The organism is Rhodobacter capsulatus, from assembly GCF_052363185.1.
Lineage (GTDB): Bacteria > Pseudomonadota > Alphaproteobacteria > Rhodobacterales > Rhodobacteraceae > Rhodobacter > Rhodobacter capsulatus_E.
In genome coordinates this window covers 2,325,203-2,350,360 of the sequence record NZ_CP198955.1, presented here as the reverse complement: position 1 = coordinate 2,350,360, position 25,158 = coordinate 2,325,203, and the positions used below count along the sequence as shown (strand labels likewise).

Below are 25,158 nucleotides of genomic sequence, written 5' to 3'. Positions count from 1 at the left end.
TAGCACAATTGCGACCCGAGAAAAGCCCCGGCGCGACCGCTGTTTCGGGCGAAAAGGGAAAGGCACTGCCTTTCCCCGCCCGCAAACTCCCGGTTGCGGCAAGGCCGTTTCAACCCATGCGACAGAGGGCAGCGCCCGCCATGGGCGGGGCGGGCGCTGCCCGAGGGCCTTTGGGCCCTCGGGGTTCATGGGGCCAATGTCCGGCATGGCCAAGGCGATGGCCTTGGCCAAAGTGATTTACGGTTTGACACATTCAAAACGCGGAATGTAAAAGGGATCAAGTGATCGCCAAAGGGAGATGCCGCGATGAAAGCTTTCGTCCTGCTCATGGCGCTTTTTGCGCTGGGGCTGCCGCGACTGGCCCTTGCCGAAAGTGCCTTTGCCGTCGCGCCGACCGAGGTGACCGACTGGAAGACCGTCTATGGCCAGATCGAGGCCAAGGACATGATCCCGGCGCGGGCGCGGCTGGGCGGAACGCTGGTGGCGCTGAGCGTGTCGGAGGGCGATCTGGTCACCGCGGGGCAGGAACTCGGCAAGGTCGTCGATGCGAAGATCGCCTTTCAGATCAACGCGATCGACGCGCAGATTTCGGCGCTGGAAAGCCAGCTTGCGAATGCGCAGAACGATCTGACCCGGGGCGAGGCGCTGAAGGCGCGCGGGGTGATGACGGCGCAGGCCTATGACGCGCTGAAGACGCAGGTCAGCGTCTTGGGCCAGCAGATCGAGGCGCAAAAGGCCTCGCGGCAGGTGACGGAGCAGCAGGCGACCGAAGGCGCGGTGCTGGCGCCGATCGCGGGGGCGGGTGCTGGAGGTGCCGGTGGCCAAGGGTGCGGTGGTGATGGCGGGGGGAAACCGTGGCGACGGTGGGCGGCGGCGGGGTGTTCCTGCGGCTGTCGGTGCCCGAGCGTTTCGCCGCGACGCTGCACGAGGGCGATGCGATCGCCATCGAAACCGGCGCCCGTTCGGTGGCCGGCAAGCTGGCCAAGGTCTATCCGACGATTGCCGGCGGGCGCGTGAATGCCGACGTCGAAGTGCCTGATCTGAAATCGGATTTTGTGGGCGAACGGGTGCTGGTCAAGCTGCCCTTGGCGCGTCGTCAGGCCTTCATGGTGCCCGCAAGCCTGCTGCACACCCGCTCGGGGCTCGACTTCCTGCGGCTGCGGGGCGCTGATGGGGTGATCGAGCGTGCCGTGGTTCCGGGGCCCGGGCAGAGGATCAACGGGGTCGAGATGGTCGAGATCCTGTCCGGGCTTTCGGGCGGCGAAGAGGTGATCGGCGATGAATGATCCGCATGAGGACGATCTGCCGACGGCGGGCCTTGGCCTTGCGGGGCGGCTGACCAAGGGCTTCATCGGCTCGGCGCTGACGCCCTTGTTCGTGCTGGCGGCGCTGGCGGTGGGGCTGGTGGCACTGGGGGCACTCCCGCGCGAGGAAGAGCCGCAGATCTCGGTTCCCATGGTCGATATCCACCTGCAGGCGCCCGGCCTGAAGGCGGAAGATGCGATGAAGCTTGTGACCGAGCCGATGGAGACGATCATCACCTCGATCAACGAGGTGGAGCATGTCTACAGCCAGACCAGCGACGATGCTTCGCTGGTGATGGCGCGGTTCATCGTTGGCACTTCGTCCGATGCGGCGATCCTGCGGGTGCATGAAAAGGTCAAGGCGAACCTCGACCGCATCCCCAAGGGCATCCCCGAGCCGATCATTGTCGGGCGCGGCATCGACGATGTGGCGATCATGTCGCTGACACTCTCGGCCCGGCCCGGAACCGGGATCGGCGCGGGCGATCTGACCCGGATCGCGCGCGAATTGCAGACCGAGGTGACGAAGATCGAAAACGTCGGCCTGACCTATATCGTCGGTGAAGCGCGCGAGGTGATCCGCATCGCCCCCGACCCGGAGCGGCTGGCGCTTTACGGCATCACGCTGCAGCAATTGTCCAACAAGGTCGAGCAGGCGAACCGCAGCTTCACCACCGGCAAGCTTCGGGACAAGGGCCAGCAGATCGACCTTGTGGCGGGCAAGACGCTGACCGCCCCGGCCGAGATCGCGGGGCTTTTGCTGACTGCCCGCGATGGCCGCCCGGTCTATGTCGCCGATGTGGCCGATGTGGCCTACGTGCCCGACACGTCGGAGCAGATCGTGGCGAATGTCACCCGTGACGGCGACAGGCTGGAGCGCACCCCCGCGGTGACGCTTGCCATCGCCAAGCGGGCGGGGGCGAATGCGGTGATCGTGGGCGAAAAGATCCACGAGCGGCTGGAGGAGCTGGAGGGCAGCCTGATCCCCGCCAGCGTCGATCTGGCCTTCACCCGCGATTATGGCGAGACGGCGAATGAAAAGGCCAATGAGCTGCTGTTCCATCTGGGGCTGGCCACCATTTCCATCATCGCGCTGGTGTTCTTTGCCATCGGCTGGCGCGAAAGCATCGTCGTGGCCATCGTCATTCCGGTGACGATCCTTTTGACGCTCTTCGCCGCCAATGCGATGGGCTTCACGCTGAACCGGGTCAGCCTGTTCGCGCTGATCTTTTCCATCGGGATTCTGGTCGACGACGCCATCGTGGTGATTGAAAACATCGCCCGGCACTGGGCGATGCCGGGGCCGGGGTCGCGGGTGAAAAAGGCGATCGAGGCGGTGGCCGAAGTGGGCAACCCCACCATCGTCGCCACGCTGACCGTGGTGGCGGCGCTTCTGCCGATGCTGGCGGTGGCCGGGCTGATGGGGCCCTACATGTCGCCCATCCCCTCGGTCGCCTCGGCGGCGATGGTGTTTTCGTTCTTCGTCGCTGTCATCATCACCCCCTGGCTGATGGTGAAGATCGCGGGCCGGGCCGACATGTCGGCGCATGACGGCGGCGCCCATGCCCATGGCGGCAAGCTTGGCGCGATCTATGCCCGCGTCGCGCGGCCGGTTTTGGCCACGAAACGCGCGTCCTGGGCGTTTTTGCTGGCCACCATCGTTCTTTCCTTCGGCTCGCTCGGCCTGCTTTACACCCAGGATGTCACGGTCAAGCTTCTGCCCTTTGACAACAAATCCGAACTGAGCGTGGTGATCGACCTGCCCGAGGGCTCCTCGGTCGAGGCGACGGATGCGGTCGCCCAGCAGGTGGCGGCGGCGGTGACGCGCCTGCCCGAGGTGGTGTCGGTGCAGACCCATGCGGGCACGGCCTCGCCCTTCAACTTCAACGGCTTGGTGCGCCATTACTATCTGCGCGGCCGCCCGTGGGAGGGGGACGTGCAGATCAACCTCGCGGGCAAGGACGCGCGCGACCGCACCAGCCACGAAATCGCGCTTCAGGTCCGCCAGATCGTGACGCAGCTCGCCCTGCCCGCGGGCACGGTGCTGAAGACGGTGGAACCGCCGCCCGGGCCGCCCGTCATCGCCACGCTTCTGGCCGAGGTCTACGGGCCGGATGCCGAAACCCGGCGCGCGGCGGCGGGGCAGATCGAACAGGCGTTCCGGTCCGTGCCCTTCATCGTCGATGTGGACACGAGCTTTGGCGAACAGGCGCGCCGGCTGCGCGCGGTGATCGATCCCGACAATCTGGAATTCTACGCGGTCGAGGAAAGCGATGTCTTTGACACGCTTGGCCTTTTGAACAGCCAGACCACGGTCGGTTATTCGCATCGCGGCGCCGAGCGGATGCCGCTGCCGATCGTGATGGAACGGGCCAAGGGCGCGAAGGTGATGGATGCGGCGACGCTCTCGACCCCCATTCCCGCCAATGTCCTGCCCGGCGCGCGCGGTGTGGTGGAACTCGGCGATGTCGTCACGGTGACGCCCGAGATGGCCAGTTTCCCGATCTTCCGCCACAACGGCCGCGCCGCCGAGATGGTGACAGCCGAGCTTGCGGGCACGTTCGAGGCGCCGCTTTACGGCATGCTGGCCGTTGGGGACGCGATCGAGGCGATGGACTGGGCCCCGGGCACGAAGCCAGAAATCAGCCTGCATGGCCAGCCCGAGGACGAAAGCCATGTGACGCTTTTGTGGGACGGCGAATGGGAGGTGACCTGGGTGACCTTCCGCGACATGGGGGGCGCCTTTGGCATCGCGCTGGTGGGCATCTACATTCTGGTGGTGGCGCAATTCGGCTCGTTCCGGCTGCCGCTGGTGGTGCTGACGCCGGTGCCGCTGACCTTCCTGGGCATCATGCTCGGTCACATGATGTTTGCGGCGCCGTTTTCCGCCACCTCGATGATCGGCTTCATCGCGCTGGCGGGGATCATCGTGCGCAACTCGATCCTGCTCGTCGATTTCATCCGCCACGCCGACCGCACGGGAAAGACCGAGATCGAGATCCTGATCGAGGCGGGCGCGATCCGCTTCAAGCCGATCCTGCTGACGGCGGTGGCGGCGATGATCGGGGCGGCGGTGATCCTGTTCGATCCGATCTTTCAGGGGCTCGCCATTTCGCTTCTGTTCGGGCTGCTCAGCTCGACGCTGCTGACGGTTCTGGTGATCCCGGCGATCTATCGCATCTTCAAGACCTGAGCCCCCCGGCAAGGCTCCCGGCAAGGGTCCCGACAAGGCCTGCAGGCGCCCCCGACCCCCGGGGGCGCCTGTCTTTCCTGACTGCGACACTCTGACATTTCCCGCAAAAGACATGCGACGGAATGTCGCATACGATTTTTGCGCCGACTCTCGCGCAAAGGCGTAACGTGGTCTTGTCGCACGCAGGCGATGTCATGATGGAGGCTTGATAGATATGAAGAATCTTGATCCGGTTTCTGTCTTGACGCTGATGCTTCAGGCCGCTGCCCTGCGGTGACAGGCTGACGCCTGACCGGTTTGCACAGGTCTCAAGGTTCGAAAAGACGGCGCGTCAATGGCGCATGGGGCGTTCCATGCAGGCGTGAGGGTAGTTGATTCGGCCGGACAGCAAATGCGGTGAAAGCTCGGCAATGCCGTCTGCGGCTTGGCGAAAAGACAGTTTTCCGGATACGTCCGACACAGGGGGCCGATCCCGGCGGCGGGGTCGGCCTTTTCCTTTTGCGGTGTCTTTTGGCGGCCTCCTTGGCGGCCGCTTGGCGCCTCAGGCGCCCGAGCAGAATTGTTCGTAGACCGTCTGCACCACGCGGGCGGCGCGCGGATCGGAGAGCGAATAATAGATCGTCTTGCCCTCGCGTCGGCTTTGTACCAGACCCTCCAGCCGCAGCCGCGCCAGTTGCTGGCTGACCGCCGCCTGCCGCGTCTCCAGCCGGGTTTCAAGTTCGGTCACCGATTTCTCGCCCGAGGCCAGATAGCACATGATCATCAGCCGCCCCTCATGGGCCAGCGCCTTGAGCAGATTGGCCGCCGCCCGCGCCCGCGTCGCCATCTCCTCGGCGTCAAGCGCGGCACAGCGCTCGTCGGTTTCGGCGGCGGTCTCGGGGTCGAATTCGTCTTGCGGGTCTTGGGCAGTATCCATCGCCAAGGTGGCTTCCTCGTCGTCGCAGATCAGGGGTCAAGCCTGCGCCATACCACGGCCACGGCGCGGAATCGAGAGAAGCTTCGCGGCCGGTTCCGGGCTGCGCGCCGGTCCGCTCAGGCTTCGAGCGGATCGCGGGCGGCCCGGGTTTCCCGCAGCCGACGCAGACGAAGCCCCGCCTCGCGCAGCGCCACGAACAGGATGAGGCCAATCGCAAGCGCGTCGAAACCGGGGAAGTCCATCTGATCCCTGCCTTTGCTGTGGGTCCGGACCCGTGGTGCGGCATGATTGTGGCGCAATCGCGGCGGGGCCGGGGAAAAACAGCGTCATGCGGCGCGGGCAGGGGGCTTGACCGGGGCGACGGGCCGCGGCTTTGTGGGGCAAAGCCGCCCCGGCCGGGGCGCCGACCCTGCGAGAGCCCATGCTGCACGCCTACAGACCCCTGCCGCGCGGCCTTGCCCGCCTTGGCCAGCAAAGCCCGACCGAGATCGGCGCCGATCTGGAACAGGCCCTCTGGATCGACCTGTACCGCCCGCTCGACAGCCAGGTGGCGGCGGTGGCGGCGCTGGGGGTCGAGGTGCCGACGCTGGCCGACATGGAAGAGATCGAGATCTCGAACCGGCTCTACCGCGAGGAGGGGGTGGATGTGATGACCGTGGTCCTGCCCGGTCACACGCCCGCGGGCGAGCATATTTCGGGGCCGGTCAGCTTCATCCTGTCGCCCGCGCGACTGGTGACGGTGCGCCATCATGCGCCGCGCAGTTTCGCCACCTATCCCGACCGGGCCGAGCGCACGACGGCGGGCTGCCGCACGCCCGAGCGGATCTTTCTGGGGTTGATCGAGGAAATCGTCGCGCGGCAGGCCGATCTTCTGGAAGGATCGGGGCGAGCGCTGGACCAGGTCTCGGCGCGGGTGCTGGGCGAGGCGCGCGCGGCCGAGCTGAAGGCGGCCCTGGGCGCGGTGGGCAAGCAGGGGGAGTTGCTGGGGCATATCCGGCTGGCGCTTCTGACGCTGGAGCGGGCGCTGTCGTTTTACGACCAGACGCTTGCCGCCCATGCGCAGGGCGCCGAGCTGCGCCCGCTGGCCAAGGCGCTGATGCGCGACATCACGGCGCTGGCGGTGCATAATGATTACCTGTCCTCGCGGGTGTCGCTGACCGTCGATGCGACGCTGGGCATGATCAACCTGGCGCAGAACAACACGGTGCGGATCCTGTCGGTGGTGACGGCGCTGTTCCTGCCGCCGACGCTGATCGCCTCTGCCTATGGGATGAACTTTGCCAACATGCCGGAGCTGAACCAGCCCTGGGGCTATCCTTTCGCGCTGGCGCTGATGGTGGCCTCGGCGCTTCTGTCCTGGGCCTTCTTCAAGTGGAAGGACTGGCTTTAGGGATTGCGCCCGCGCTGGCTTGGGCGCCCGGAACGCGGGGGGCTGCCGCCCCCCGCACCCCCCGCTGACGGGGGACGATGTCCCCCGCGCCCCCTTGCGTATTTTTGCCAAGAAAAAGACCGGTGCCGCTTTTTCTTGGTGCAAATACGCACCTTGCGACAGCGCGGCCGGGGCTAGCGTTCAAGGATCATCCGACGGCCGTCGAACTGCACCTTGCCGAAGCGGGTCAGGTAGCTCATGCCCAGAAGCGAGCCGTCCATGGCGCCGCGATTGACCACCGCCGGCACGTCGCGGTCGGTGAAGGGGCCGACGCTCAGGCTGTCAAGCCGCACCGGCGCCGTTGCCACCTCGCCATTCGCGGTGAAGGCGCGGCCGATATAGGCGAGATTGCCGGTGTCGATCCCGGCCTGTTCCGCATCCGCGCGGCTCAGCACGATCTGCGAGGCGCCGGTGTCGATGACGAAGTCGATGGCGGCGCCGTTCACCTCGGCCTGCAGGTAATAATGCCCGTCGGCGCGCAGCGGCAGCTCGATCCGGCCCGATTGCGTCACCGTCTGCGCAGGCAGGATCGCGGCGCGGACATCGGGCCAGATCCCCGCCACGGCGGCGATGCCGAGAAAGATCAGCGCCCAGATCATCAGCTGTTGCAGCGCCTGACCGGGGCGGCGGCGCAGCGCCGCGACCAGATAGCCGCCGATCGCCAGAAGCAGCAGAAGATAGTAGATCACGCGGGGAATATCGGGGTCCATGGTGCCTCCTGCCCCCGATGTAGGGGCACGAGGCCCCCCTGTCACCCCCCGAGCGGTGCGGCGATGATCCCCGCCCCGCGCAGCCCGTCCAGAATGAACTGCACCGCCAGCGCCGCCAGAAGCATCCCCAGAAGCCGCGTCACCACCATCGTGCCGGTCCGCCCCAGCGCGCGCTCGAGCGGCGTCGAGAGCAGGAACAGCACGAAAACGCATGCCAGAACCGCCGCCATCACCGCCAGCACCGCCGCCAGATGCAGCCCGCCCGTGCCCGAGCCCGCCAGAAGGATCATCGTCGCCATCGCGCCTGGCCCCGCCAGCAGCGGCGTGGCCAGCGGAAAGACCGACGGATCGGGGGCATGGGGCTCGGCCGATTGGCCCTCGCGGCGCTGGGTGCGGCGCTCGAACAGCATGTCCAGCGCGGTCAGGAACAAAAGCACCCCGCCCGCGATGCGGAAGGCGGGCATCGAAATGCCGATGCCGCGCAACAGCGCATCGCCGAAAAGCCCGAAGGCGGTCAGCAGGATGGCGGCAATGACGAGCGCCCGGATGCCCACCGTGCGGCGCATCTGGGCGCTCATCCCCTGGGTCAGCGCCAGAAACAGCGGCACGAGGCCGATCGGATCGACCACGACGAAAAGGGTGACGAAGGCGGTGATGAATTCGGGCGTGCTCATGGCCGGACCCTATCGCTTTGCGCCCGGCCGCGCCAGTAGGGCCTGGGGGAGGGCCTCAGACCGCCGCGTCTTCCTCGGGCTCGGGGGGCATCACCGCGCGGATCTTCGCAGCCAGCGTGCGTGCCCCCGTGCCGATGCGGGTATCTGCATGCGCCTCGGCCAGACGCAGCAGATGGCGCAGCGCCGCCATTTCCTCATGCGTCAGCACCAAGGGCGGCAGCGCCAGCGGGCGACGCAGGATATAGCCCACGCCGCGCTCGCCCTCGATCGGCACGCCGTAATCGACAAGCGTGGCCATGTCGCGCCAGATCGTGCGTTCCGACACCCCGAGTCGCGCCGCCAGATCGCGCGCCCGCAGCAGCGCGCCCTCGCGCAAAAGCAGCAGGATCTGTTCGAACCTTTCGTTGCGTGTCATCGCGCCCTCCGGCCTCCGGTATCGCACATCCGGGGGCAACTGACAAATAACTGTCAGTAATCGCGCGACAGGGCGGGGGCTGCGGCGGGATTGAACCTTGTCAGCCGGGCGGGCTGCGGGAAAGATCGGCGCAAACCCCGTGATAGGAGAACTGAGATGCAAATGGGTCCCTGGCAGCTGCTGCTGATCGCCGTCGTCGTGCTGGTGCTGTTTGGCCGCGGCAAGGTGTCCTCGCTGATGGGCGAAGTGGGCAAGGGCATCACCGCTTTCAAGAAAGGCGTGAGCGAAGGCGCGAAAGAGGTCGAAGAGGCGGTCGAAGAGCCCAAGACCTCCGACAAGGACAAGGTCTGATCCCTGACCAAAGGCGGATAGCGCATGTTCGACATCGGCTGGAGCGAGCTTCTGCTCATCGGCATCGTCGCCCTCATCGTGGTGGGTCCAAAGGACCTGCCGCGGATGTTTCAGGCGCTGGGGCGGCTGACGGCCAAGGCCCGGCGGCTGGGCCGGGACTTCACCGCGGCGATGGAAGAGGCGGCCCGGGACACCGGCGTGAAGGAGGCGGCGGACAGTCTGACCGACCTGAAATCGCTGACCACGAAGAAGGGGCTTGGCATCGACGCGCTGGAACGCGCGACCGAGCGGTTCGAGAAATGGGAGCCGAAGCGGCCCGGGCAGACGGCGGCGGCGCTTGCGCCCGACCCCGAGCTTGAGGCCGATCTGGACGCGGCCGACCTGGCGCCCGAGCCCGAGCTTGCGCCGAAACCGGCCCCGAAACCTGCCGCCAAACGCGCCGAAGGGCCGGGAGGGGCGGCATGACGGCCGATCACATCGACGAAACCGCGGCGCCCCTGATCGAGCATCTGGCGGAGCTGCGCACCCGCATTCTTTATGCGCTTGCCGCCTATGTGGTGGCGGTGGTGCTGTGCTACATTGTCTGGCACCCGATCTTCACCTTCCTGACCCATCCGATCTGCGACGCGCTGGCGACCCGTGGACAGGCGTGCCAGCTGTCGCTGATCAAGCTGCAGGAGGGTTTCTTTGTCGCGATCAACATCGCGATGCTGGGCGGTTTCGCGCTGGCCTTCCCGATGATCGGCTTCCAGCTTTGGCGCTTTGTCGCGCCCGGGCTTTACCGCAATGAAAAGCGGGCCTTCCTGCCGTTCCTTGTGGCCTCGCCGCTGATGTTCTTCGCGGGCGCGGCCTTTTGCTACTACATCATCCTGCCGATGGCCTTCAGCTTCTTTCTGGGCTTCCAGATGGGCGATGTCGTGGCGGGGGCGGATGCGGCCGATCCGGCCAACCAGATGGCGGTGATCGGCTTTGCCGGGTCGATGGAGGAATATCTCAAGCTCACGACGAAATTCGTCATGGCCTTCGGGATCTGCTTCCAGATGCCGGTGGCGCTGACGCTGATGGGCAAGGCGGGGCTGGTCTCGGCCGAGGCGCTGGCCTCGGTGCGCAAATATGCGGTGGTGGCGATGCTGGCGGTCTCGGCCTTCGTGACCCCGCCCGACGTGATGTCGCAAGTCATCATGTTCGTGGTGATCTATCCGCTTTACGAGGGCTCGATCTTCCTGGTCCGCCGGATCGAGAAGAAGCGCGAGGCGCAGATGCGCGCCGAAGGCACCTGGATCGACGACGAGGACGACGACGCATGACCGATCCGATGATGCGGCCCCTGACCCGGATTGCCGCGGCGCTGGAACGCCTTGCCCCCGCGCCCGCGCCCGCCCCCGATCTTGCGGGGGTGGAGGCGTTTTTGTGGCACACCGCGCCCGACCGGCTGGAGCCGGTGGCCGAGGTGTCGCGCGTCGATCTGGGCCTTTTGCGCGGCATTGACCGGGCGCGGGACACGCTTTTGGCGAACACGCTCCAATTCGCCCGCGGCGCTGCGGCGAACAATGCGCTGCTCTGGGGCGCGCGGGGGATGGGGAAATCCTCGCTCGTCAAGGCGGTGCATGCCGAGGTGCTGCGGCAGGGGCTGGCGCTGAAACTGGTCGAACTCTCGCGCGAGGATCTGCCCTCGGTCGGCCGGCTGCTGACCCTGTTGCGCGCCGCGCCCGAGACCCGCTTCGTGCTGTTCTGCGATGACCTGAGCTTCAGCCACGACGACCAGCATTACAAATCGCTGAAAGCCGTGCTGGATGGCGGCATTGCCGGGCGGCCCGCGAATGTGATCTTTTACGCCACCTCGAACCGGCGCCATCTGATGCCGCGCGACATGATCGAAAACGAACGCTCGACCGCGATCAACCCCTCCGAAGCGGTCGAGGAAAAGGTTTCGCTCTCCGACCGCTTCGGGCTGTGGCTGGGCTTTCATCCCTGCGATCAGGACGAATATTTCGCGATGATCGAGGGCTATGTGGCCGCCCATGGTCTGCAGATCGACCCCGACATGCTGCGCGCCGAGGCGGTGGAATGGTATCGCACCCGGGGGTCGCGTTCGGGTCGGGTGGCGTGGCAGTTCTTCACCGATCTGGCCGGGCGCCACGGGCTGGCGCTGTAAAAGGGGGGCTCTGCCCCGCCGAGGCGATGCCTCGGCTCCCCGGGATATTTTCGGCAAGATAAATGAAAAAGGCGTCCGGAAACGGGCGCCTTTTCGATCTCGTCTTTATCTTGCCACAAATATCCCGGGGGGTCCGGGGGGCAGCGCCCCCCCCGGCCTGCCTATAACAGCAGCAGAACGATGATCTGCGGCGCCAGAATCCGCATGCACATCACCAGCGGATAGACCGAGGCATAACCGACCGAGGCGGCGGCCGAGTTCGACATGCCATTGGCAAAGGCGAGCGCGGGCGGGTCGGTCATCGAGCCCGCCAGCACGCCCGAGAGGCTCAGATAGTTCACCCGATAGAGGGCGCGGGCGATGAAGCCCACGATCATCAGCGGCACGAGGGTGATCACCATGCCGTAAAGCATCCATTCGAGCCCCGGCCCGTTGATCAGCGTCTGCACGAATTGCCCGCCCGCCTTCAGCCCGACGGCCGAGAGGAACAGCACGATCCCCAATTCGCGCAGCGCATGGTTGGCGACGGGCGGCATGAAGAAGACGAAAGGACCGAGGAAACCGACCCGCGACAGCAGGATCGCCACGACGAGCGGCCCCCCCGCCAGACCCAGTTTCAGCGGCGCGGGCAGGCCCGGAAAGGCGATCGGGATCGAGCCGAGGATCACGCCCAGCAGGATGCCGAAGAAGACGCCCGAAAACTGCACCAGATCGAGGCTTTTCACCTGATCGCCGAAGAGCGGCTTCACCGCCTCGATATCGGCCGGGGCGCCGACCACGGTCAGGATGTCGCCGAACTGCAGCGACAGATCGGGTTCGACCGGCAGCTGCGTGCCCGCCCGGGTGACGCGCGAGATCGAGACCGAGCGCTCTTCAAGCCCCAGATCGCGGATATGTTTGCCCAGCGCCTTTTGCGCCGTCACCGCGACGCGCTGCCAGCTCAGCTGCGTGCCCTTGGTCGAGGTGAGCGAGACATCCACCTCCTCGCCGAGGATCAGCACCATCGCATGAAGCTTGTCGGCCGGACCGACCAGATGCAGCACATCGCCCATGTGCAGCGCCATCGAGCGCAGGGGATGCATCAGCACCTCGCCGCGCTTGAGCCGCGACACCACCACGCCCTGATCGTAAAGATCGGGCACTTCGCCCAGCTCCAGCCCCTCAAGGTTGGGGTTGCGCACCACCACATTCAGCGCGGGCAACTCCTTCGAGCCGCCCTTGGCGCGGGTGGCCTCGAATTCCGCCTCTTCGCGCTCGATGCGGATCGCCAGCACCTGCCGCACCGCGATCATCGTCAGCAAGATGCCGATGATGCCGAACGGATAGGCCACGGCATAGCCGAGCGAGGCTTCGGAAATCACCTCGGAGGGGATGCCGGAATCCTTCAGCACCTGCGTTGCCGCGCCCAGCCCCGGGGTGTTGGTCACCGCCCCGGACATCAGCCCGACGAGTGCGGGCACCGGAATGTCGGCCAGAAAATGCAGCGCCACCGTGGTGGCCACGCCCAGAATGACGATCGAGGCGGCAATCAGGTTGAACTGCAACCCGGCCTTTTGCAGCGAGGCGAAAAAGCCCGGCCCGACCTGGATGCCGATCGTGAAGACGAAGATGATCAGGCCGAATTCGCGCACGAATTCCAGCATTTCCGGCGCCAGATGCAGGCCCGCGACCGAGGTCCAGTGACCGACGAACAACCCGGCGAAGAGCACGCCCCCGATGCCCAGCCCGATGCCGCGCCAGTTCAGCCCGCCCAGAAGCAACCCCAGCGCGCCCGACAGCGCCAGCGCCGCCGTGGCCAGACCCACCGGCGAAATCGTGTTGAGGAAATCCAATACAGCCATGGCCAGCCCTTCTTGTCGGGGCGCCCTCACCCCGCGGCAAATTGCGCTTCCCGGCCCGAGAGGTCAAGTTCTTGTTACCGGCCGGAAAAGGGGCAAAGGCCTGCCGCGGCGCAACCGGCGGCAAGGCCGGGCCGGATCATTCCAGATAGGGCATCGGATCGACCGAATCGTAGCCCTTGCGGACCTCGAAATGCAAAAAGCCGGTGTTGCCCGCGCGGACCTTGGCGATGCTCTGGCCGCGGCTCACCCGGTCGCCCTTGGCCACGGTGATGCCGTCGATATTGGCGTAGACGGTAAGCAGCCCGCCCTCGTGGCGCAAAACCAGGATCGGCACCTGTTCGGTGTCCTTGGTGATCGCGGCGACGGTGCCCGCATCGGCGGCCTTGACCGCGGTTCCGGCACTGGCGCGGATGTCCACCCCGTCATTCTTGCCCTTGGCATAGGGGCGGATGATCGCGCCCGGCACCGGCATGACGAATTTCGAACTGCCCGAGGCGGCGGTGCGCGTCGCGCCCAGATCGGGCGCGGCCGAGGTGTCCACCGGGTCCGAGGCCTTGGGCGGCACCTCTTTGGGCAGCGGTTTCGCCGCCGAGGGCGGCTCGGGCGTGGGCGAGCCTTCGCCCGGCTCGGTCAGGGCGGCGGTGGCCGGGGGCGGCGCGGCGCCGGTCGCGGGCGGGATCATCAGCATCTGGCCTTCGCGCACGCTCAGATCGGCGGGCAGGCCGTTCCAGTCCGCCACCGATTTCGCCGGGACATTGTAATAGCGCGCGATCGAATAGGCGGTCTCGCCGCGGGCGACGCGGTGGCGGACCGGCTCGGCCCCGGTCTGGGCGGGGGCGGCGGGTTTCGCCACCGGGCTGGCGCTGGGCGTGGCCGGACGGGCTGCGGCGGCAGGGGCAGCGGGGGCCGGGGCGGGCTGGCTGACGGCGGCGCGGTCGATCGCGCCCGCGGCCAGCGAGGTGATGTCGATCCGCTCGGCGCCGCCGGGGCTGGCGGGGGCCGCGGCCGGTTCGCTGACGCGTTTAGGCAGGGCCAGCACCTCGCCCTTGCCAAGCGGCGTGTTCGGGGCCAGCGCGTTGTAGCGCGCCAGTTCCGCCGCATCGAGCCCCAGCCGCGACGCGACCGAGCCGACGCTGTCGCCCTGCCGCGCCACGGCGACCTGATAATTCGGATAGGAAATCACCCCGCGCGCATCGGGGGCGGGGCGGGCGGCGGTGGCCTGGCGCACGGCCTCGGTGGTGTCGAAGCCGGTCTTGCCAAAATGGCGCAGGTCGGCATCGAAACTGCCGTCCTTGCCGCAACCGGCCAGGGCGGCCAGCGCGACGCCGGTCATCAGCACCCGGCCAATGCGACGGAAATCGGGGCGGCAGGAAAGGGGGGCTTGCATCGCTCGTCCTCGTTCGGTCTGTCGTTCTTCGCGTCGTTCGGTTCGTCTTGCGCCGGGCCGGGTCAGTCGCTTGCCATGCCCTCGACCAGCGGCACGAAGCGCACCGGACGCAACTCCTCGTAATCGAAGCCGGTTTCCAGCCGCGTCACCCGGATCAGGCTTTGCACGGTGTCGGACTGCCCCACGGGCAACACCATGATACCGCCGATCTTCAGCTGCGACAACAGCGGCCCGGGCGGGTCCTCGGCGGCGGCGGTGACCAAAATCCGGTCAAAGGGCGCCTGATCGGGCAACCCGCGCGAGCCATCGGTGGCCAGCGCGACGATATTGGGCAAGGACAGCGCCTCGAAGACCGCCTGCGCCTCGCGCACCAGACGGCGGTGGCGGTCGACCGTATAGACGCGGCGGCACAAAAGCGAGAGCACCGCGGCCTGATAGCCCGAGCCGGTGCCGATCTCCAGCACCCGGTCGCGCGGGCCCACGGACAGCGCCTGCGTCATCAGGCCCACGACCGAGGGCTGCGAAATCGTCTGCCCGCAGGCGATGGGCAGCGGCATGTCCTCATAGGCGCGTTCGGCAAAGATGCCGCGCACGAAGGCGCCGCGGTCGATGCGTTCCATCGCCGAGAGGATGCGGGCCTCGGTCACGCCCTTCGAGCGCAGCGCGTAAAGGAACTGCATCTTGATCTGCGCGGCCTCGTCTTCGGTCATGCGAGCCGCGCCTCGAGATCGGCGAGCACGTCATGCGCGGTCAGATCGGCGCGCATCGGCGTGACCGAGATATGGCCCTCAAGGTTCACCATCGCATCGGTGCCGGGCGCGGTGGCGCCATGCTGCGGACCGCCCTTGATCCACAAAAACCGCCGGCCATTGGGCGAAACCGCGGGCTCGACGGTGAAGAAACTGTCGCTCCGGTAGCCCTGCGCCGCGACGCGCGTGCCCTTGACCGCGGCGGCGGGGACGGGCGGGAAGTTGACGTTGTAAAAGACCCGATAGGGGCCGTCGTCCCAGATGCCGTTTTCCCAGATCTTGCGCACCAGCGCCGGGCCATGCAGGCGGGCGGCCTCGAACGGGTCCATCCCGGGGCCAAGGCAGGCCGGGCCCAGGAACTGGCTCAGCGCGATCGCCGGAATGCCCTGCAGCGCGGCTTCCATCGCCCCGCCAAGGGTGCCGGAATAAAGCGCATTCTCGGCCGAGTTGTTGCCGCGGTTGACCCCCGACAGCACCAGATCGGGGCGCCCGTCGGTCAGCACGTCGTAAAGCCCGGCCAGCACGCAATCGGCCGGGCTGCCCTCGGCGGCGAAGCGGCGCGGTCCCAGCTCGGCAATCGACATCGGCCGGTTGTAGCTGATCGCATGGCCGACGCCCGATTGCTCGAAGGCGGGGGCGACGGTCCAGACCTCGCCCGCCGGGCCCGCCAGCTCGGCCGCGATCGCTTCGAGCACCGCAAGCCCCGGCGCGTTGATGCCGTCGTCATTGGTGATCAGAATGCGCATGCGACCCTCGTTGCCCGGTTTGTGTCTGATTAGCCGCTGCGCCGCACGGGAACAAGCAAGGTGCTGCAGTTGGCGCGCAGGTGTGCCCTTGCGGACCCGGTTTCACAGCGTCGGGCGGGGCAGGGGGCGCTGCCCCCTCTTGGCCTCTCGGCCAATTCACCCCCGGGATATTTGGACCAAGGTGAAAGCAGCCCCGGGGTTCGGTTCACCTTGGCGCAAATATCCCGGGGGGAGCGTCAGCGGGGGGCAGAGCCCCCCTCTGTCAGATCTCGGCAAGGAGCCGCTTCGCCTCGACGCGGCAATCGATCAGGGGCGCGCGGTCTTCCGAGGGGAAGAAGCGCGCCCGCACCGCGGTGGCCATCGGGCGCGGGGAAAGAATGCGCACCTTCGGGCCGATCTTCGCCGTTTCCGCGGCATAGCTGCGGGCGAGCGCCATCTGCGCCGCCTTCGTCGCGCCGTAAGAGCCGAAATAGGGCTGGCCCGCCCGGTCATCCTCGAAGAAGACCGCCGTGCCCTCCCCCGCGCGCAAAAGCGGGTCAATCAGCGGGATCAGCGTCGCGGTGCCGGTCAGGTTCGTCGCCACCGATTTTTCCATGTCTTCGGCGTCGGAATGGGCGGCGGGCGAGAGCGGCGCGGCATGGACTGCCGTATGAACCCAAAGCTGCAAGCCCCCCCAGCGGCCCAGAATGCCGTTCGCCAGCGTTTCCATTTCCTCGGGCTTGGTGATGTCCAAAGGCGCCAGCGTCGCCGAGCCGCCCTTGGCCTGGATGAGGTCATCAAGCGATTCCAGCCCGCCCACGGTGCGCGCCACCGCCATGATGTGCCAGCCCTCGGCCGCCAGTTCCTCGGCGATGGCAAAGCCGAGCCCGCGCGAGGCGCCGGTCACGAGGGCGAGTTTCTTGAAGGCTGTTCCGGTCATCGCGCAACTCCTGAGCGTTTCGCGCGGGTTTTAGGCGCCAGCACGCCGCGGCGCAAGGGGCGCATTGGCGCGGGCGGGCGGCGGCGGTGCGCCCGATCGCCGCTTTTCGACCCGGGCCTTTGACGGGCGCGCCGCTGTTCACGAGAAATCGCCCGGCCTCGGCTTGCGCCCGGCGCGGTTTGGCGGTTCTGTAGGGCCAGCCCCAGACAAGGTTCCGGAATGACCGAGCTGACGACCGAAACCGACCCGCATCCCGACCTGTTCGGGCAATTGGCCGATCTGGGCCGGATCGTGCGCACCGTGCGCAGCGGGCGGCGCATCCTGTGGCTGGTGGGCGGTCTGGTCGCGGTGATCGGGGTGACGGCGGCGGCGCAGATCCTGCTCAATGCCTGGAACCAGCCTTTTTACGATGCGTTGACGCGCAAGGATTTTCCGGCCTTCGTGGTGCAGCTTGGCGTTTTCGCGGTGCTGGCGGGGGGGCCTTTGGCGCTGAATGTCGGGCAGCTGTGGCTCGATCAGACGCTGAAGCTGACGCTGCGCCGGGGCATCTTCGCGGCGCTTTTGCACGACTGGACGCGGCCCGGTCAGGCGCTGCGGCTGTCGCGGGCGGGGCGGATCGGCGAGAACCCGGATCAGCGGCTGCAGGCCGATGTCGATGCGCTGGCCGATCTGACGGTGGCGCTGGGGGTGGGGCTGTTTCAGGCCGGGCTGCTGCTGTTCTCCTTTATCGGCGTGCTGTGGCAGCATTCGCACGGGCTGGCGCTGCCGATTGCGGGACGCGAGGTGGAGATCCCCGGCTTCATGGTCTGGTGCGCGCTTTTCTATGCCGGGCTGGCCTCCTGGCTGAGCTGGCGCGTCGGCCGCCCCCTGGTCGCGATGAGCGCCGAACGCGCCGCGCGCGAGGCCGATTTCCGCTTCGAGATCGTCCGCGTCAGCGAAGCGGCCGAGGCGATCACGCTGGAACGCGGCGAGCGGGTCGAGGCGCGGCGGATCAAGGCGGCTTTCGGGCGGCTGGTCGAGGTGATCCATGGCGTGATCCGCGCCACGGTCGGGCTGACCTGGGTCACGGCGGGCTCGGGCTGGTTCAACACGGTGGCGCCGATCCTTGCGGCGGCGCCGTTCTATTTCAGCACCGACATGACGATTGGCGAGCTGATGCTGGTGGTCGGCGCCTTCAACCAGGTGCAGGGCGCCTTGCGCTGGTTCATCAACAATTTCGCGGGCATCGCGAATTGGCGGGCGATCTTGCACCGGGTGATCAGCTTTCACCGGGCCTTGCGCGATCTGGCGCAGCAGGATTGCGCGGGCGGCCCCGGGCGCATTCGGCGCGAGACCTCGGGCGGCGAGGTCGAGATTGCGGGGCTGTCGATCCTGACCCCCTATGTGTCGGTGCGGCTCTCGCAAGACCCGATCCGGCTGGCGCCGGGCGAGCGGCTCTTGCTCAAGGGCACGTCGGGGTCGGGCAAGACGATCCTCTTTCGCACGCTGGCGGGGCTGTGGGATCGCGGCGCGGGGCGCCTTGCGATGCCCGCGCAGCCCGGCGCGGTGATGTATCTGCCCACGCGCGCCTATGTGCCGCCGGGGCGGCTTGTCGACGTGCTGGGCTATCCGCATACGGCGGCGCATTTCTCCCGCGCCGAGGTCGAGGCGGCGCTGGCGGCGGTGGGGCTTGGCCATCTGACGGCCAGCCTTGACGTGGACGAGCATTGGGAAAAGCTGCTCTCGGAAAGCGAAAAGCACTGCGTGAGTTTTGCGCGGGTGATCCTGAACCGGCCGCAATGGCTGGTGATGGATGACACGCTGCCGCAGCTTGACCCCGAGGCGCGGGCGCGGATCGTGACGCTGCTCAAGGGGCCGCTGGCGCATCTGGGTCTGATCGACATCGGCAATGGCGGCACGCCGCATGGGGTCTTTACCCGCACGGTCGAGATTCTGGCGGGCGAGGGCGTGGCCCTTTAGCCCAGATGCGGGCTTGCAAAGCCAAGGCGGCGCAGGCCGGTCCTGACCTCGGGGGCGGACATGAAAAGCCGCCACAAAAGGCCCGTGCGGGCGTTTTCGATCATGCCTATGATCGGGCCCTGATCAATCGCCAGATGGCTTGACGCGACCCAGCCGCGCGTGTCGTCAAAGGCGTCACGCAGGCCGTAGGGGCCCCAAAGCTCGGGGCGCGCGGCCATGGCGCGGGCGGCCGCAAGGCTCGCGCGCGGAAGATATGGCAGTGCCGACAGCGCCGCGGTGGGGGCGATCACGCCCTTGTCGTTCGCGGGGGAAAAGGCGCTGTAGCCATCGGGGCCATCGCAGGCGGTCAGCCCCCAGAACGGGCCGTAACCCACGAATTTGCCGGGGTTTTCCACGCAATGGGCATGGTTGATCCGGGTTTGGGCGCGGTTTTGCGCGAAATAGTCGATGCCGTCTTCGATCAGCCCGCGCGGGTCCAGGCCCAGAAAGGAATAGTGGCTGAAGAACAGGGGGCCGCCCTGCGCCGGGCCGAGCGGCAGGCGGATGCGGTGGTAGCTTTTCCCGTTGCGAAAGCCGGGGCTTTGCTTCCAGCCTTCCGTATAGGCGGCCGGGTCGATCGGATGGGTGGGCGAGCCCGCGCCAAGGACGAAGGCAATGAGCCCCTCGTGCCAGCCCATGAGGGCCAGTTTTCCAAAGCCGTGATTGGGGCTCCAGTGCCAGTGCAGCCGGTCGGGGGTGGGGCAGAAGCCCGCCCAGTCGACCGCCCACCACAGCGCCTGAATGCGCGCGGCCAAGGCGGGGGCAAAGGGCGCAAGCCATTGCCGCAGCGTCAAAAGCCCCATCATCAGGAAGGCGGTTTCGACAATGTCGCCGCCGTCGTCATGGGGCGAAAAGGCGATGGTGGCGCCGGTCGCGCCGTGCATCCAATGCGGAAAGGCGCCGCGATGGCGGGGGGCGGCTTCCAGATGCGCCACCGTCCGGTCGATCTGCGCCAGCACTGTTTCGCGGGCGATGAACCCGCGCTCGGCGCCCACGATCAGCGCCATCAGGCCAAAGCCGGTGCCGCCCGTTGTCACCGTGTCCAGCCAGCCGTCGTCGCCGTATCTTTCCCGCGCCATCCCGCTGACGGGATGGGCAAATTCGGTGAAATAGCGCAGCGTTTCGGACTGGATGCGATCCAGAAGGGCCGCCGTCCTCATTTCGTCCACCGGATGGAAATCTCTTGCGTGTCAAGCGCATGCGGGCCGATGTTCAGGCGAAACTCGCCACCCTCCCAGTCGCGGCGCATCTGCGCCAGATCGGGGCCGCGATCATATTCCAGATCCTGCGCGGTCAGCCGGAACCGCGCGGTGCCCGTTTCCCCGGGGGCGAGCGTGAGGCGCGCAAAGCCCTTCAGCTCGCGCAGCGGCCGCGAGATTTCGGCGACCGGATCGCGCAGGTAAAGCTGCACGGTTTCGGTGCCCGTCCGCGTGCCGGTGTTGGTGATCTCGATGGTCACATCCAGCACGGCCTCGGCGCCTTGCAACTCGGTCGCGCCGGGCTGCGGTGGACCATAGGCGAAGCTTGTGTAGCCAAGCCCGAAGCCCGCCGGGAAAAGCGGCAGATGCGGGCTTTCCAGAATGCAGGCGGTGGTGAATTTGCGAAACACATGCCGCCCGGTCGCGTCGGTTTCATCGTCGCCCATCACATCGACGCCGATCCCGTCTTGCGGCCGACCCGAGGGCAGATCCTCGATGCGCAGGGGCAGTTGGCCCACATGGCGGGGCAGCGAGATCGAAAGCCGCCCCTCGGGCGCGCGGTCGCCGAAGAGGATTTCGGCGATGGCCGGGCCCCCCTCGGCGCCCGGCTGGCCGGTCCAGATCAGCGCATCGGAAGCCGCCGCCTCCTCGGTCAGCGCCAAGGGGCGGCCGGAAATCACCAGCAGGATCAGCGGGATGCCGCGGTCTTTTGCGATCTGCGCCATCTCGCGGACAAGCCTTGGCTGCGCGCCGGGAAGGGTGATGTCAACCCGGGTCGAGCTTTCGCCGGAATGTTCCTTCGCCTCGCCCAAGGCCAGCACGATCGCATCGGCTTGGCTTGCCACCGCGCGGGCTTCGGCCAGCATCTCGTCACGCGAGCGGCTTTCCGGCGGGACCGAGGGCATGGCGCGGTTGTGCACATTCAGCCGCGCCGCCAGCGCCGGGTCTTCGACGATGGAACAGCCCTTGGCGATCAGAACCTCGGTTTCGGGGCCCGCGACGGCGGCCAGCCCCTCGGCCAGGGTCACGCTGTCCATCGGGTTCACGTCGATGGCCCAGCTGCCCTGCAGGTCGATCCGATCCTCGGCCAAAGGCCCGATCACCGCAAACGTGGCCCCGCGGGCCAGCGGCAGGGCGCCCGTATTCTTCAAAAGAACCAAGGACTTCGCCGCAGCCTCGCGGACCAATGCGATGTGCTCGGGGCAACGGACCACTTTCGCCCGCGCCGCTTCATCCAGCCCCATGAAGGGATCGGCGAAAAGCCCCAGCCGTTCCTTGGCGCGCAAAACCTGACGACAGCGGGCGGTGATTTCGTCTTCCGTCACCGGGCCCCAAGGACGAGCGTCGGGGGCGGTCTTGCCCTCCTCGACCAGCGCCGCCAGATGATGCAGGAAGGCGCCCGAGACCAGATCGACGGCCACCCCGGCCTTGAAGGCGAGATAGGCGGCCTCGCGCGCGTCGGCGGCGATGCCGTGGTGGATCAGCTCGGGGTCGATGGCGGTGAAATCGGTGACGATCATGCCGTCAAAACCGAAGCGATCGCGCAGGATGTCTTGCAAGAGCACCCGATGCGCGGTGGCGGGAATGTCGTTGATCGCGGAAAACGCGACCATCACCGCACCGGCCCCCGCGGCCACGCCCGCCTGAAACGGCGCCATGATCCGCATCAGCGTGGCGGGGCTGGCCTCCACCGCCGCATAATCGCGCCCGGCGATGGACAGGCCATAGCCCGCGAAATGCTTCAGCGTCGCCATCATCCGGTCGGGCCGGGCCATGTCGCCATCCGCGCCCTGATAGCCCGTCACGATGGCCCGCGCGATGGCGGCGCACAGATGCGGCAGCTCGCCATGGCCCTCGGCGATGCGGCCCCAGCGCGCGTCGTAGGAAATGTCCAGCATCGGCGCCCAGGTGAGGGAGACGCCATCCGCCCGGGCCTCGCGCGCGGTCATTTGCGCGATGCGGGTGATCAGGTCCAGATCCCAGGAACAGGACAGCGCCAGCGGGATCGGGCCGCAGGTGATGTAGCGTTGCAGGCTGTCGCGGGCGAAGAACAGCGGGATGCCATGCGGGCTTTCCTCAAGCGCCATGCGCTGCAGCACCCGCCGCTCGGCGATATTGGCCCCCGCCGAGGTGCCGCACAGATGGCCGCGGCGGATCAGCGTTTCGGTATCGGCCCCCGCGGCGGCGCCGGTGGTGGGCAGGCCCGCGGCATGGGGAAAGTTGAGCTGGCCGATCTTGTCGGCCAGGCTCATCCTGCCCAGAAGATCATCCAGAAAACCCTTGTCTTCCGTGGACTTGCGCATGGTCTGACCCCCGGTTGCCTGAGGCCAGATTACTCCCCGGCAGGGGGGGCGCAAGGGGAAAGGTCAGGCGCGGGCGGGCAGGCGTTCGCGGGCGGTGCGGGCGGAAACTTCCTGCAGCCCATGCACCAGCGAGATCCCCATGAAGCCGTGATAGAGGATCGAGCCGCCCAGAATATGCAGGATATAGATCCAGCCCGCCGAGAAGCCGCCGATCACCAGCACGACGAGCGAGGCCAGCGCCGAGATCAAGAGCGACAGCAGCATCGCCCGGCCATTCGGTCCGCGGCGGCGCGCGACGATGGCGCGGCGTTCCAGTTCCGCGGCGCCAAAGAGCAGACCAAGCGAGAGCAGCATGTAAAGAACGATGACATAGAACATCGGGGGGCCTTTCGGGATCGTGGCAACAGGCTAGCAGAACCGCTGCGGGCTCGCAACGCGGCGGGTTAGCCGCGCAGCACCACGCCCACGGCTTTCGCATCGGGGTAGACATCGGGTTTCTTCGAGGAAATCGCGGCATGGGCCACGCCCTCGAGCCCGTGCACGAAGGCATGGATGCGCGAGACCAGTTCTTCCTGCGTGTCGATCCGGGCGCCGTTGAAGGAGCGGATGAATTCCGCCACCCGGTCGTAATCGAAAAACCGCCCTTCCTGCCAATCGGTGCCGGTCACGGTGATCTCGGCCGAGACGAGGACGCGCTGCATGCGCGCGCGCTCAAAGTCATGGATGCCCAGAAACATCGTGATTTCAAGCTCTTCCAGACGGATGATCAGATCAGCCATGCACATGTCCCTCTTTCACCAGAAAGGCCACGTCGCGCGGCAACTGCCACAGCGTCTGGCCACCATCGACTGCGATCACCTCGCCCGTCACGCCCTTTGCCTCCCAGAAGTAAAGCGCCGTGCGCAGCAGATCGGCCGGTTGCACCTGAATCCCCAAGGGGTTGATGCGGCTTGATTTCTCGAAATTCTCCGGGGTCTGCTTGCCGGAAATCAGCGTGATCGCCGGGGCGATGCCATTGACCCGCGGGCAGCCGCCAAAGCGCATCGCCAGCATCTCGGTCGCGGCGTGAAGGGCGGCTTTCGAGAGCGTGTAGGAAAAGAAATCCGGGTTCAGCGCCAGCACCTTGTTGTCCAGCATGTTGAGGATCAGCGCATCGCCGCCGCCCATGTCCTGCGCCGCCATCCGCGCTGCGAGCGCGAGCGGCGCCTTCAGGTTGACGGCGAAATGCGCATCCATCTTCGCGTCCGAAAGCGTGAAGATGTCGTCATTCATGAAGTTCGAGGCGTTGTTCAACAGCACATCGACCCGGCCGAGCCAAGCTTCGGCCGCATCGAAGACCCGCTGCACGGACGCGGCGTCGGACAGATCGCCCTGCACCACACGGCAGATCTCGCCCGCGCGGTTCAGCTCTGCTGCCAGCGCCTCGGCCTCGGTCGCGGAGGCGTTGTAATGCAGCATCACGCGAAAGCCGCGCGCGGCGAAACCGCGGGCCATTTCCGCGCCGATGCGCTTGGCGCCGCCGGTGATCAGAATGCCGGGCATGGGGTCTCCTTTCGTCCTTTGGCCTATCTAGGGCGCGGGGGCCGAAAGAAAAAGGCCCCGAGGTTTCCCCCGGGGCCGGATCTTGCGGTGCAAGGGCTCAGATCTTGCCGTTGCGCTGCTGGATCATCATGAAGGTGTCGTAGTTGTATTCGGCGACCTGCGTCCAGATGTAGTGGTCGGCCCGGAAGGCCACCATCGAGTCGTAGATCTTCTTGAAGCCCGGGTTGGTCGCGGTCATCTCGGCATAGACGTCTTGCGCGGCGTTGAAGCAGGCTTCCAGGATCTCCTGGCTGAAGGGGCGCAGCTGCGCGCCATTGGCCACGAGCGACTTCAGCGCCGTCGGGTTCTTGGCGTCGTATTTCTGCAGCATGTCGGCATCTTCGGCCTGACAGCAGGTGCGCAGAAGCGCCTGATAGGCTTTCGGCAGGCCTTCGTAGGCGGCCTTGTTGAACATGAAGTGGACGGTCGGGCCACCTTCCCACCAGCCGGGATAGTAGTAATAGGGCGCGACCTTGTAGAAGCCGAGCTTCTCGTCGTCATAGGGGCCCACCCATTCGGTCGCATCGAGCGTGCCCTTTTCCAGCGCCGGATAGATGTCGCCGCCCGCCACCTGCTGCGGCACGAGACCGAGCTTCTCCATCACCTTGCCGGCAAAGCCGCCGACCCGCATCTTGAGCCCCGAAAGATCGGCCACGGTGTTGATTTCCTTGCGGAACCAGCCGCCCATCTGGGCGCCGGTGTTGCCGCCCGGGAAGCCGATCAGGCCCTGGGTCGCCAGGAATTCGTTGTAAAGGTCGATGCCGCCGCCGTGGTATTGCCAGGCGTTCATGCCGCGCGCCGACAGCCCGAAGGGCACGGCCGCGCCCAAAGCCCAGGCCGGGTCCTTGCCCCAGTAGTAATAGCCGACGGTGTGGCAGGCCTCGACCGTGCCCGCGGCGGCGGCGTCAGCGGCCTGCAGGCCGGGGACGATCTCGGCGGCGGCGAAGACCTGGATCTGGAAATTGCCGTCGGTGGCTTCCGAAACCATCTTCGAGAGCACCTCGGCGCCGCCATAGATGGTGTCGAGCGATTTCGGGAAGGACGAGGTCAGCCGCCACGTCACTTTCGGCGTCGATTGCGCCAGCGCCGGCGTGGCCAGCGTGGTGGCCGCTGCGCCGCCGATCGCGGCCTTGGTCAGAAATGAACGACGATCCATTGGGTTCTCCTCCCGTTTGTTTCCGTCTGGTTCTGTCATGCCGACCGGGTTCCGGCCCGGGCGGTCCGGCGCTCAAACTGGCATCGCGGACCGGTTCTGTCCAGACGTCGCGCAGGAAAATTGCGCGAACCG

The 25,158-nt window shown here is 67.0% G+C and carries 23 protein-coding genes and 1 pseudogene; 8 read left to right on the top strand and 16 right to left on the bottom strand.

Going from position 1 to position 25,158, the window contains the following annotated elements; translation table 11 throughout:
* Nucleotides 1-306: 306 nt before the first annotated feature.
* Nucleotides 307-1,286 (top strand): annotated as a pseudogene (locus ACTTAG_RS11505) (efflux RND transporter periplasmic adaptor subunit).
* Nucleotides 1,279-4,497 (top strand): efflux RND transporter permease subunit, encoded by a 3,219-nt coding sequence (locus tag ACTTAG_RS11500; protein WP_444462460.1) that lies wholly within the window; start codon nt 1,279-1,281, stop codon nt 4,495-4,497. The pseudogene ACTTAG_RS11505 and the gene ACTTAG_RS11500 overlap by 8 nt, the downstream one beginning before the upstream one ends.
* A gap of 541 nt (nt 4,498-5,038) precedes the next feature.
* Here the strand turns inward: ACTTAG_RS11500 and ACTTAG_RS11495 are convergent.
* A complete protein-coding gene (locus tag ACTTAG_RS11495) occupies nt 5,039-5,413 on the bottom strand; it encodes an ArsR/SmtB family transcription factor (protein WP_444462459.1) in 375 nt (124 codons plus the stop codon).
* A 116-nt stretch (nt 5,414-5,529) separates the two neighbouring features.
* Entirely contained in the window at nt 5,530-5,655 is a 126-nt protein-coding gene (locus ACTTAG_RS11490; RefSeq protein ID WP_444462458.1) for a hypothetical protein, read from the bottom strand.
* 179 nt (nt 5,656-5,834) lie between these two features.
* On the opposite strand from ACTTAG_RS11490, the gene ACTTAG_RS11485 reads away from it, so the two are divergent.
* Nucleotides 5,835-6,803 (top strand): magnesium transporter CorA family protein, encoded by a 969-nt coding sequence (locus ACTTAG_RS11485; RefSeq protein WP_444462457.1) that lies wholly within the window; start codon nt 5,835-5,837, stop codon nt 6,801-6,803.
* A gap of 173 nt (nt 6,804-6,976) precedes the next feature.
* On the opposite strand, the gene ACTTAG_RS11480 is transcribed toward ACTTAG_RS11485, so the two are convergent.
* The 3 genes from ACTTAG_RS11480 to ACTTAG_RS11470 are packed head-to-tail and all read right to left on the bottom strand — an operon-like array spanning nt 6,977 to nt 8,641.
* Nucleotides 6,977-7,552: a retropepsin-like aspartic protease family protein gene (locus tag ACTTAG_RS11480; RefSeq protein WP_444462456.1), complete on the bottom strand. Its 576-nt coding sequence runs from the start codon at nt 7,550-7,552 to the stop codon at nt 6,977-6,979.
* Nucleotides 7,553-7,593: 41 nt separating this feature from the next.
* Nucleotides 7,594-8,226 carry a MarC family protein gene (locus tag ACTTAG_RS11475; RefSeq protein ID WP_444462455.1) on the bottom strand — a complete coding sequence of 211 codons (633 nt, stop codon included), beginning with the start codon at nt 8,224-8,226 and terminating at the stop codon, nt 7,594-7,596.
* Between the two features lie 55 nt (nt 8,227-8,281).
* Nucleotides 8,282-8,641, bottom strand: a complete 360-nt coding sequence (locus tag ACTTAG_RS11470) for a helix-turn-helix transcriptional regulator (protein ID WP_444462454.1) — start codon at nt 8,639-8,641, stop codon at nt 8,282-8,284.
* A gap of 156 nt (nt 8,642-8,797) precedes the next feature.
* On the opposite strand from ACTTAG_RS11470, the gene tatA reads away from it, so the two are divergent.
* Genes tatA through ACTTAG_RS11450 form a run of 4 tightly spaced genes read left to right on the top strand, consistent with a single transcriptional unit; the run spans nt 8,798 to nt 11,147 of the window.
* Nucleotides 8,798-8,992 carry a twin-arginine translocase TatA/TatE family subunit gene (gene tatA, locus ACTTAG_RS11465; RefSeq protein WP_444462453.1) on the top strand — a complete coding sequence of 65 codons (195 nt, stop codon included), beginning with the start codon at nt 8,798-8,800 and terminating at the stop codon, nt 8,990-8,992.
* A 24-nt stretch (nt 8,993-9,016) separates the two neighbouring features.
* The gene (gene tatB, locus ACTTAG_RS11460) at nt 9,017-9,457 is read left to right on the top strand and encodes a Sec-independent protein translocase protein TatB (protein WP_444462452.1); all 441 of its coding nucleotides are present in this window, start codon (nt 9,017-9,019) and stop codon (nt 9,455-9,457) included.
* Nucleotides 9,454-10,299 (top strand): twin-arginine translocase subunit TatC, encoded by an 846-nt coding sequence (gene tatC / locus ACTTAG_RS11455; protein WP_444462451.1) that lies wholly within the window; start codon nt 9,454-9,456, stop codon nt 10,297-10,299. Before tatB ends, tatC begins: the two co-directional genes overlap by 4 nt.
* 8 nt (nt 10,300-10,307) lie before the next feature.
* Nucleotides 10,308-11,147, top strand: coding sequence for an ATP-binding protein (locus ACTTAG_RS11450; protein WP_444465241.1), 840 nt, complete (start codon nt 10,308-10,310; stop codon nt 11,145-11,147).
* A gap of 161 nt (nt 11,148-11,308) precedes the next feature.
* Here ACTTAG_RS11450 and ACTTAG_RS11445 read toward each other — a convergent pair whose 3' ends face one another.
* The 5 genes from ACTTAG_RS11445 to ACTTAG_RS11425 all read right to left on the bottom strand — a co-directional run bounded on the left by ACTTAG_RS11445 (nt 11,309) and on the right by ACTTAG_RS11425 (nt 16,789).
* Complete coding sequence (locus tag ACTTAG_RS11445; protein ID WP_444462450.1) at nt 11,309-12,988, bottom strand: putative transporter; 1,680 nt, start codon at nt 12,986-12,988, stop codon at nt 11,309-11,311.
* A gap of 136 nt (nt 12,989-13,124) precedes the next feature.
* On the bottom strand, nt 13,125-14,375 hold the full coding sequence (locus tag ACTTAG_RS11440; protein WP_444462449.1) for a peptidoglycan DD-metalloendopeptidase family protein: 1,251 nt from the start codon (nt 14,373-14,375) through the stop codon (nt 13,125-13,127).
* 62 nt (nt 14,376-14,437) lie between these two features.
* Nucleotides 14,438-15,085: a protein-L-isoaspartate(D-aspartate) O-methyltransferase gene (locus ACTTAG_RS11435; RefSeq protein ID WP_444462448.1), complete on the bottom strand. Its 648-nt coding sequence runs from the start codon at nt 15,083-15,085 to the stop codon at nt 14,438-14,440.
* Nucleotides 15,082-15,870 carry a 5'/3'-nucleotidase SurE gene (gene surE, locus ACTTAG_RS11430; protein ID WP_444462447.1) on the bottom strand — a complete coding sequence of 263 codons (789 nt, stop codon included), beginning with the start codon at nt 15,868-15,870 and terminating at the stop codon, nt 15,082-15,084. Before surE ends, ACTTAG_RS11435 begins: the two co-directional genes overlap by 4 nt.
* A 262-nt stretch (nt 15,871-16,132) precedes the next feature.
* The gene (locus ACTTAG_RS11425; RefSeq protein WP_444462446.1) at nt 16,133-16,789 is read right to left on the bottom strand and encodes an SDR family NAD(P)-dependent oxidoreductase; all 657 of its coding nucleotides are present in this window, start codon (nt 16,787-16,789) and stop codon (nt 16,133-16,135) included.
* 219 nt (nt 16,790-17,008) lie between these two features.
* Between ACTTAG_RS11425 and ACTTAG_RS11420 the strand changes: the two genes are divergently transcribed.
* Complete coding sequence (locus tag ACTTAG_RS11420) at nt 17,009-18,748, top strand: ABC transporter ATP-binding protein/permease (RefSeq protein WP_444462445.1); 1,740 nt, start codon at nt 17,009-17,011, stop codon at nt 18,746-18,748.
* Here ACTTAG_RS11420 and ACTTAG_RS11415 read toward each other — a convergent pair.
* The 6 genes from ACTTAG_RS11415 to ACTTAG_RS11390 all read right to left on the bottom strand — a co-directional run bounded on the left by ACTTAG_RS11415 (nt 18,745) and on the right by ACTTAG_RS11390 (nt 25,026).
* Nucleotides 18,745-19,947, bottom strand: coding sequence for a glucoamylase family protein (locus ACTTAG_RS11415; protein WP_444462444.1), 1,203 nt, complete (start codon nt 19,945-19,947; stop codon nt 18,745-18,747). The two genes, ACTTAG_RS11420 and ACTTAG_RS11415, sit on opposite strands and share 4 nt — an antisense overlap.
* Nucleotides 19,944-22,289 carry a glycoside hydrolase family 3 N-terminal domain-containing protein gene (locus ACTTAG_RS11410; protein WP_444462443.1) on the bottom strand — a complete coding sequence of 782 codons (2,346 nt, stop codon included), beginning with the start codon at nt 22,287-22,289 and terminating at the stop codon, nt 19,944-19,946. The genes ACTTAG_RS11415 and ACTTAG_RS11410 overlap by 4 nt, the downstream gene beginning before the upstream one ends.
* A 63-nt stretch (nt 22,290-22,352) precedes the next feature.
* Entirely contained in the window at nt 22,353-22,667 is a 315-nt protein-coding gene (locus ACTTAG_RS11405) for a hypothetical protein (protein WP_444462442.1), read from the bottom strand.
* A 65-nt stretch (nt 22,668-22,732) separates the two neighbouring features.
* The gene (locus tag ACTTAG_RS11400; protein WP_444462441.1) at nt 22,733-23,068 is read right to left on the bottom strand and encodes a dihydroneopterin aldolase; all 336 of its coding nucleotides are present in this window, start codon (nt 23,066-23,068) and stop codon (nt 22,733-22,735) included.
* Nucleotides 23,061-23,831 (bottom strand): SDR family oxidoreductase, encoded by a 771-nt coding sequence (locus tag ACTTAG_RS11395; RefSeq protein WP_444462440.1) that lies wholly within the window; start codon nt 23,829-23,831, stop codon nt 23,061-23,063. Before ACTTAG_RS11395 ends, ACTTAG_RS11400 begins: the two co-directional genes overlap by 8 nt.
* A gap of 97 nt (nt 23,832-23,928) precedes the next feature.
* Nucleotides 23,929-25,026, bottom strand: coding sequence for a TRAP transporter substrate-binding protein (locus tag ACTTAG_RS11390; RefSeq protein WP_444462439.1), 1,098 nt, complete (start codon nt 25,024-25,026; stop codon nt 23,929-23,931).
* Between the last annotated feature and the right edge of the window lie 132 nt (nt 25,027-25,158).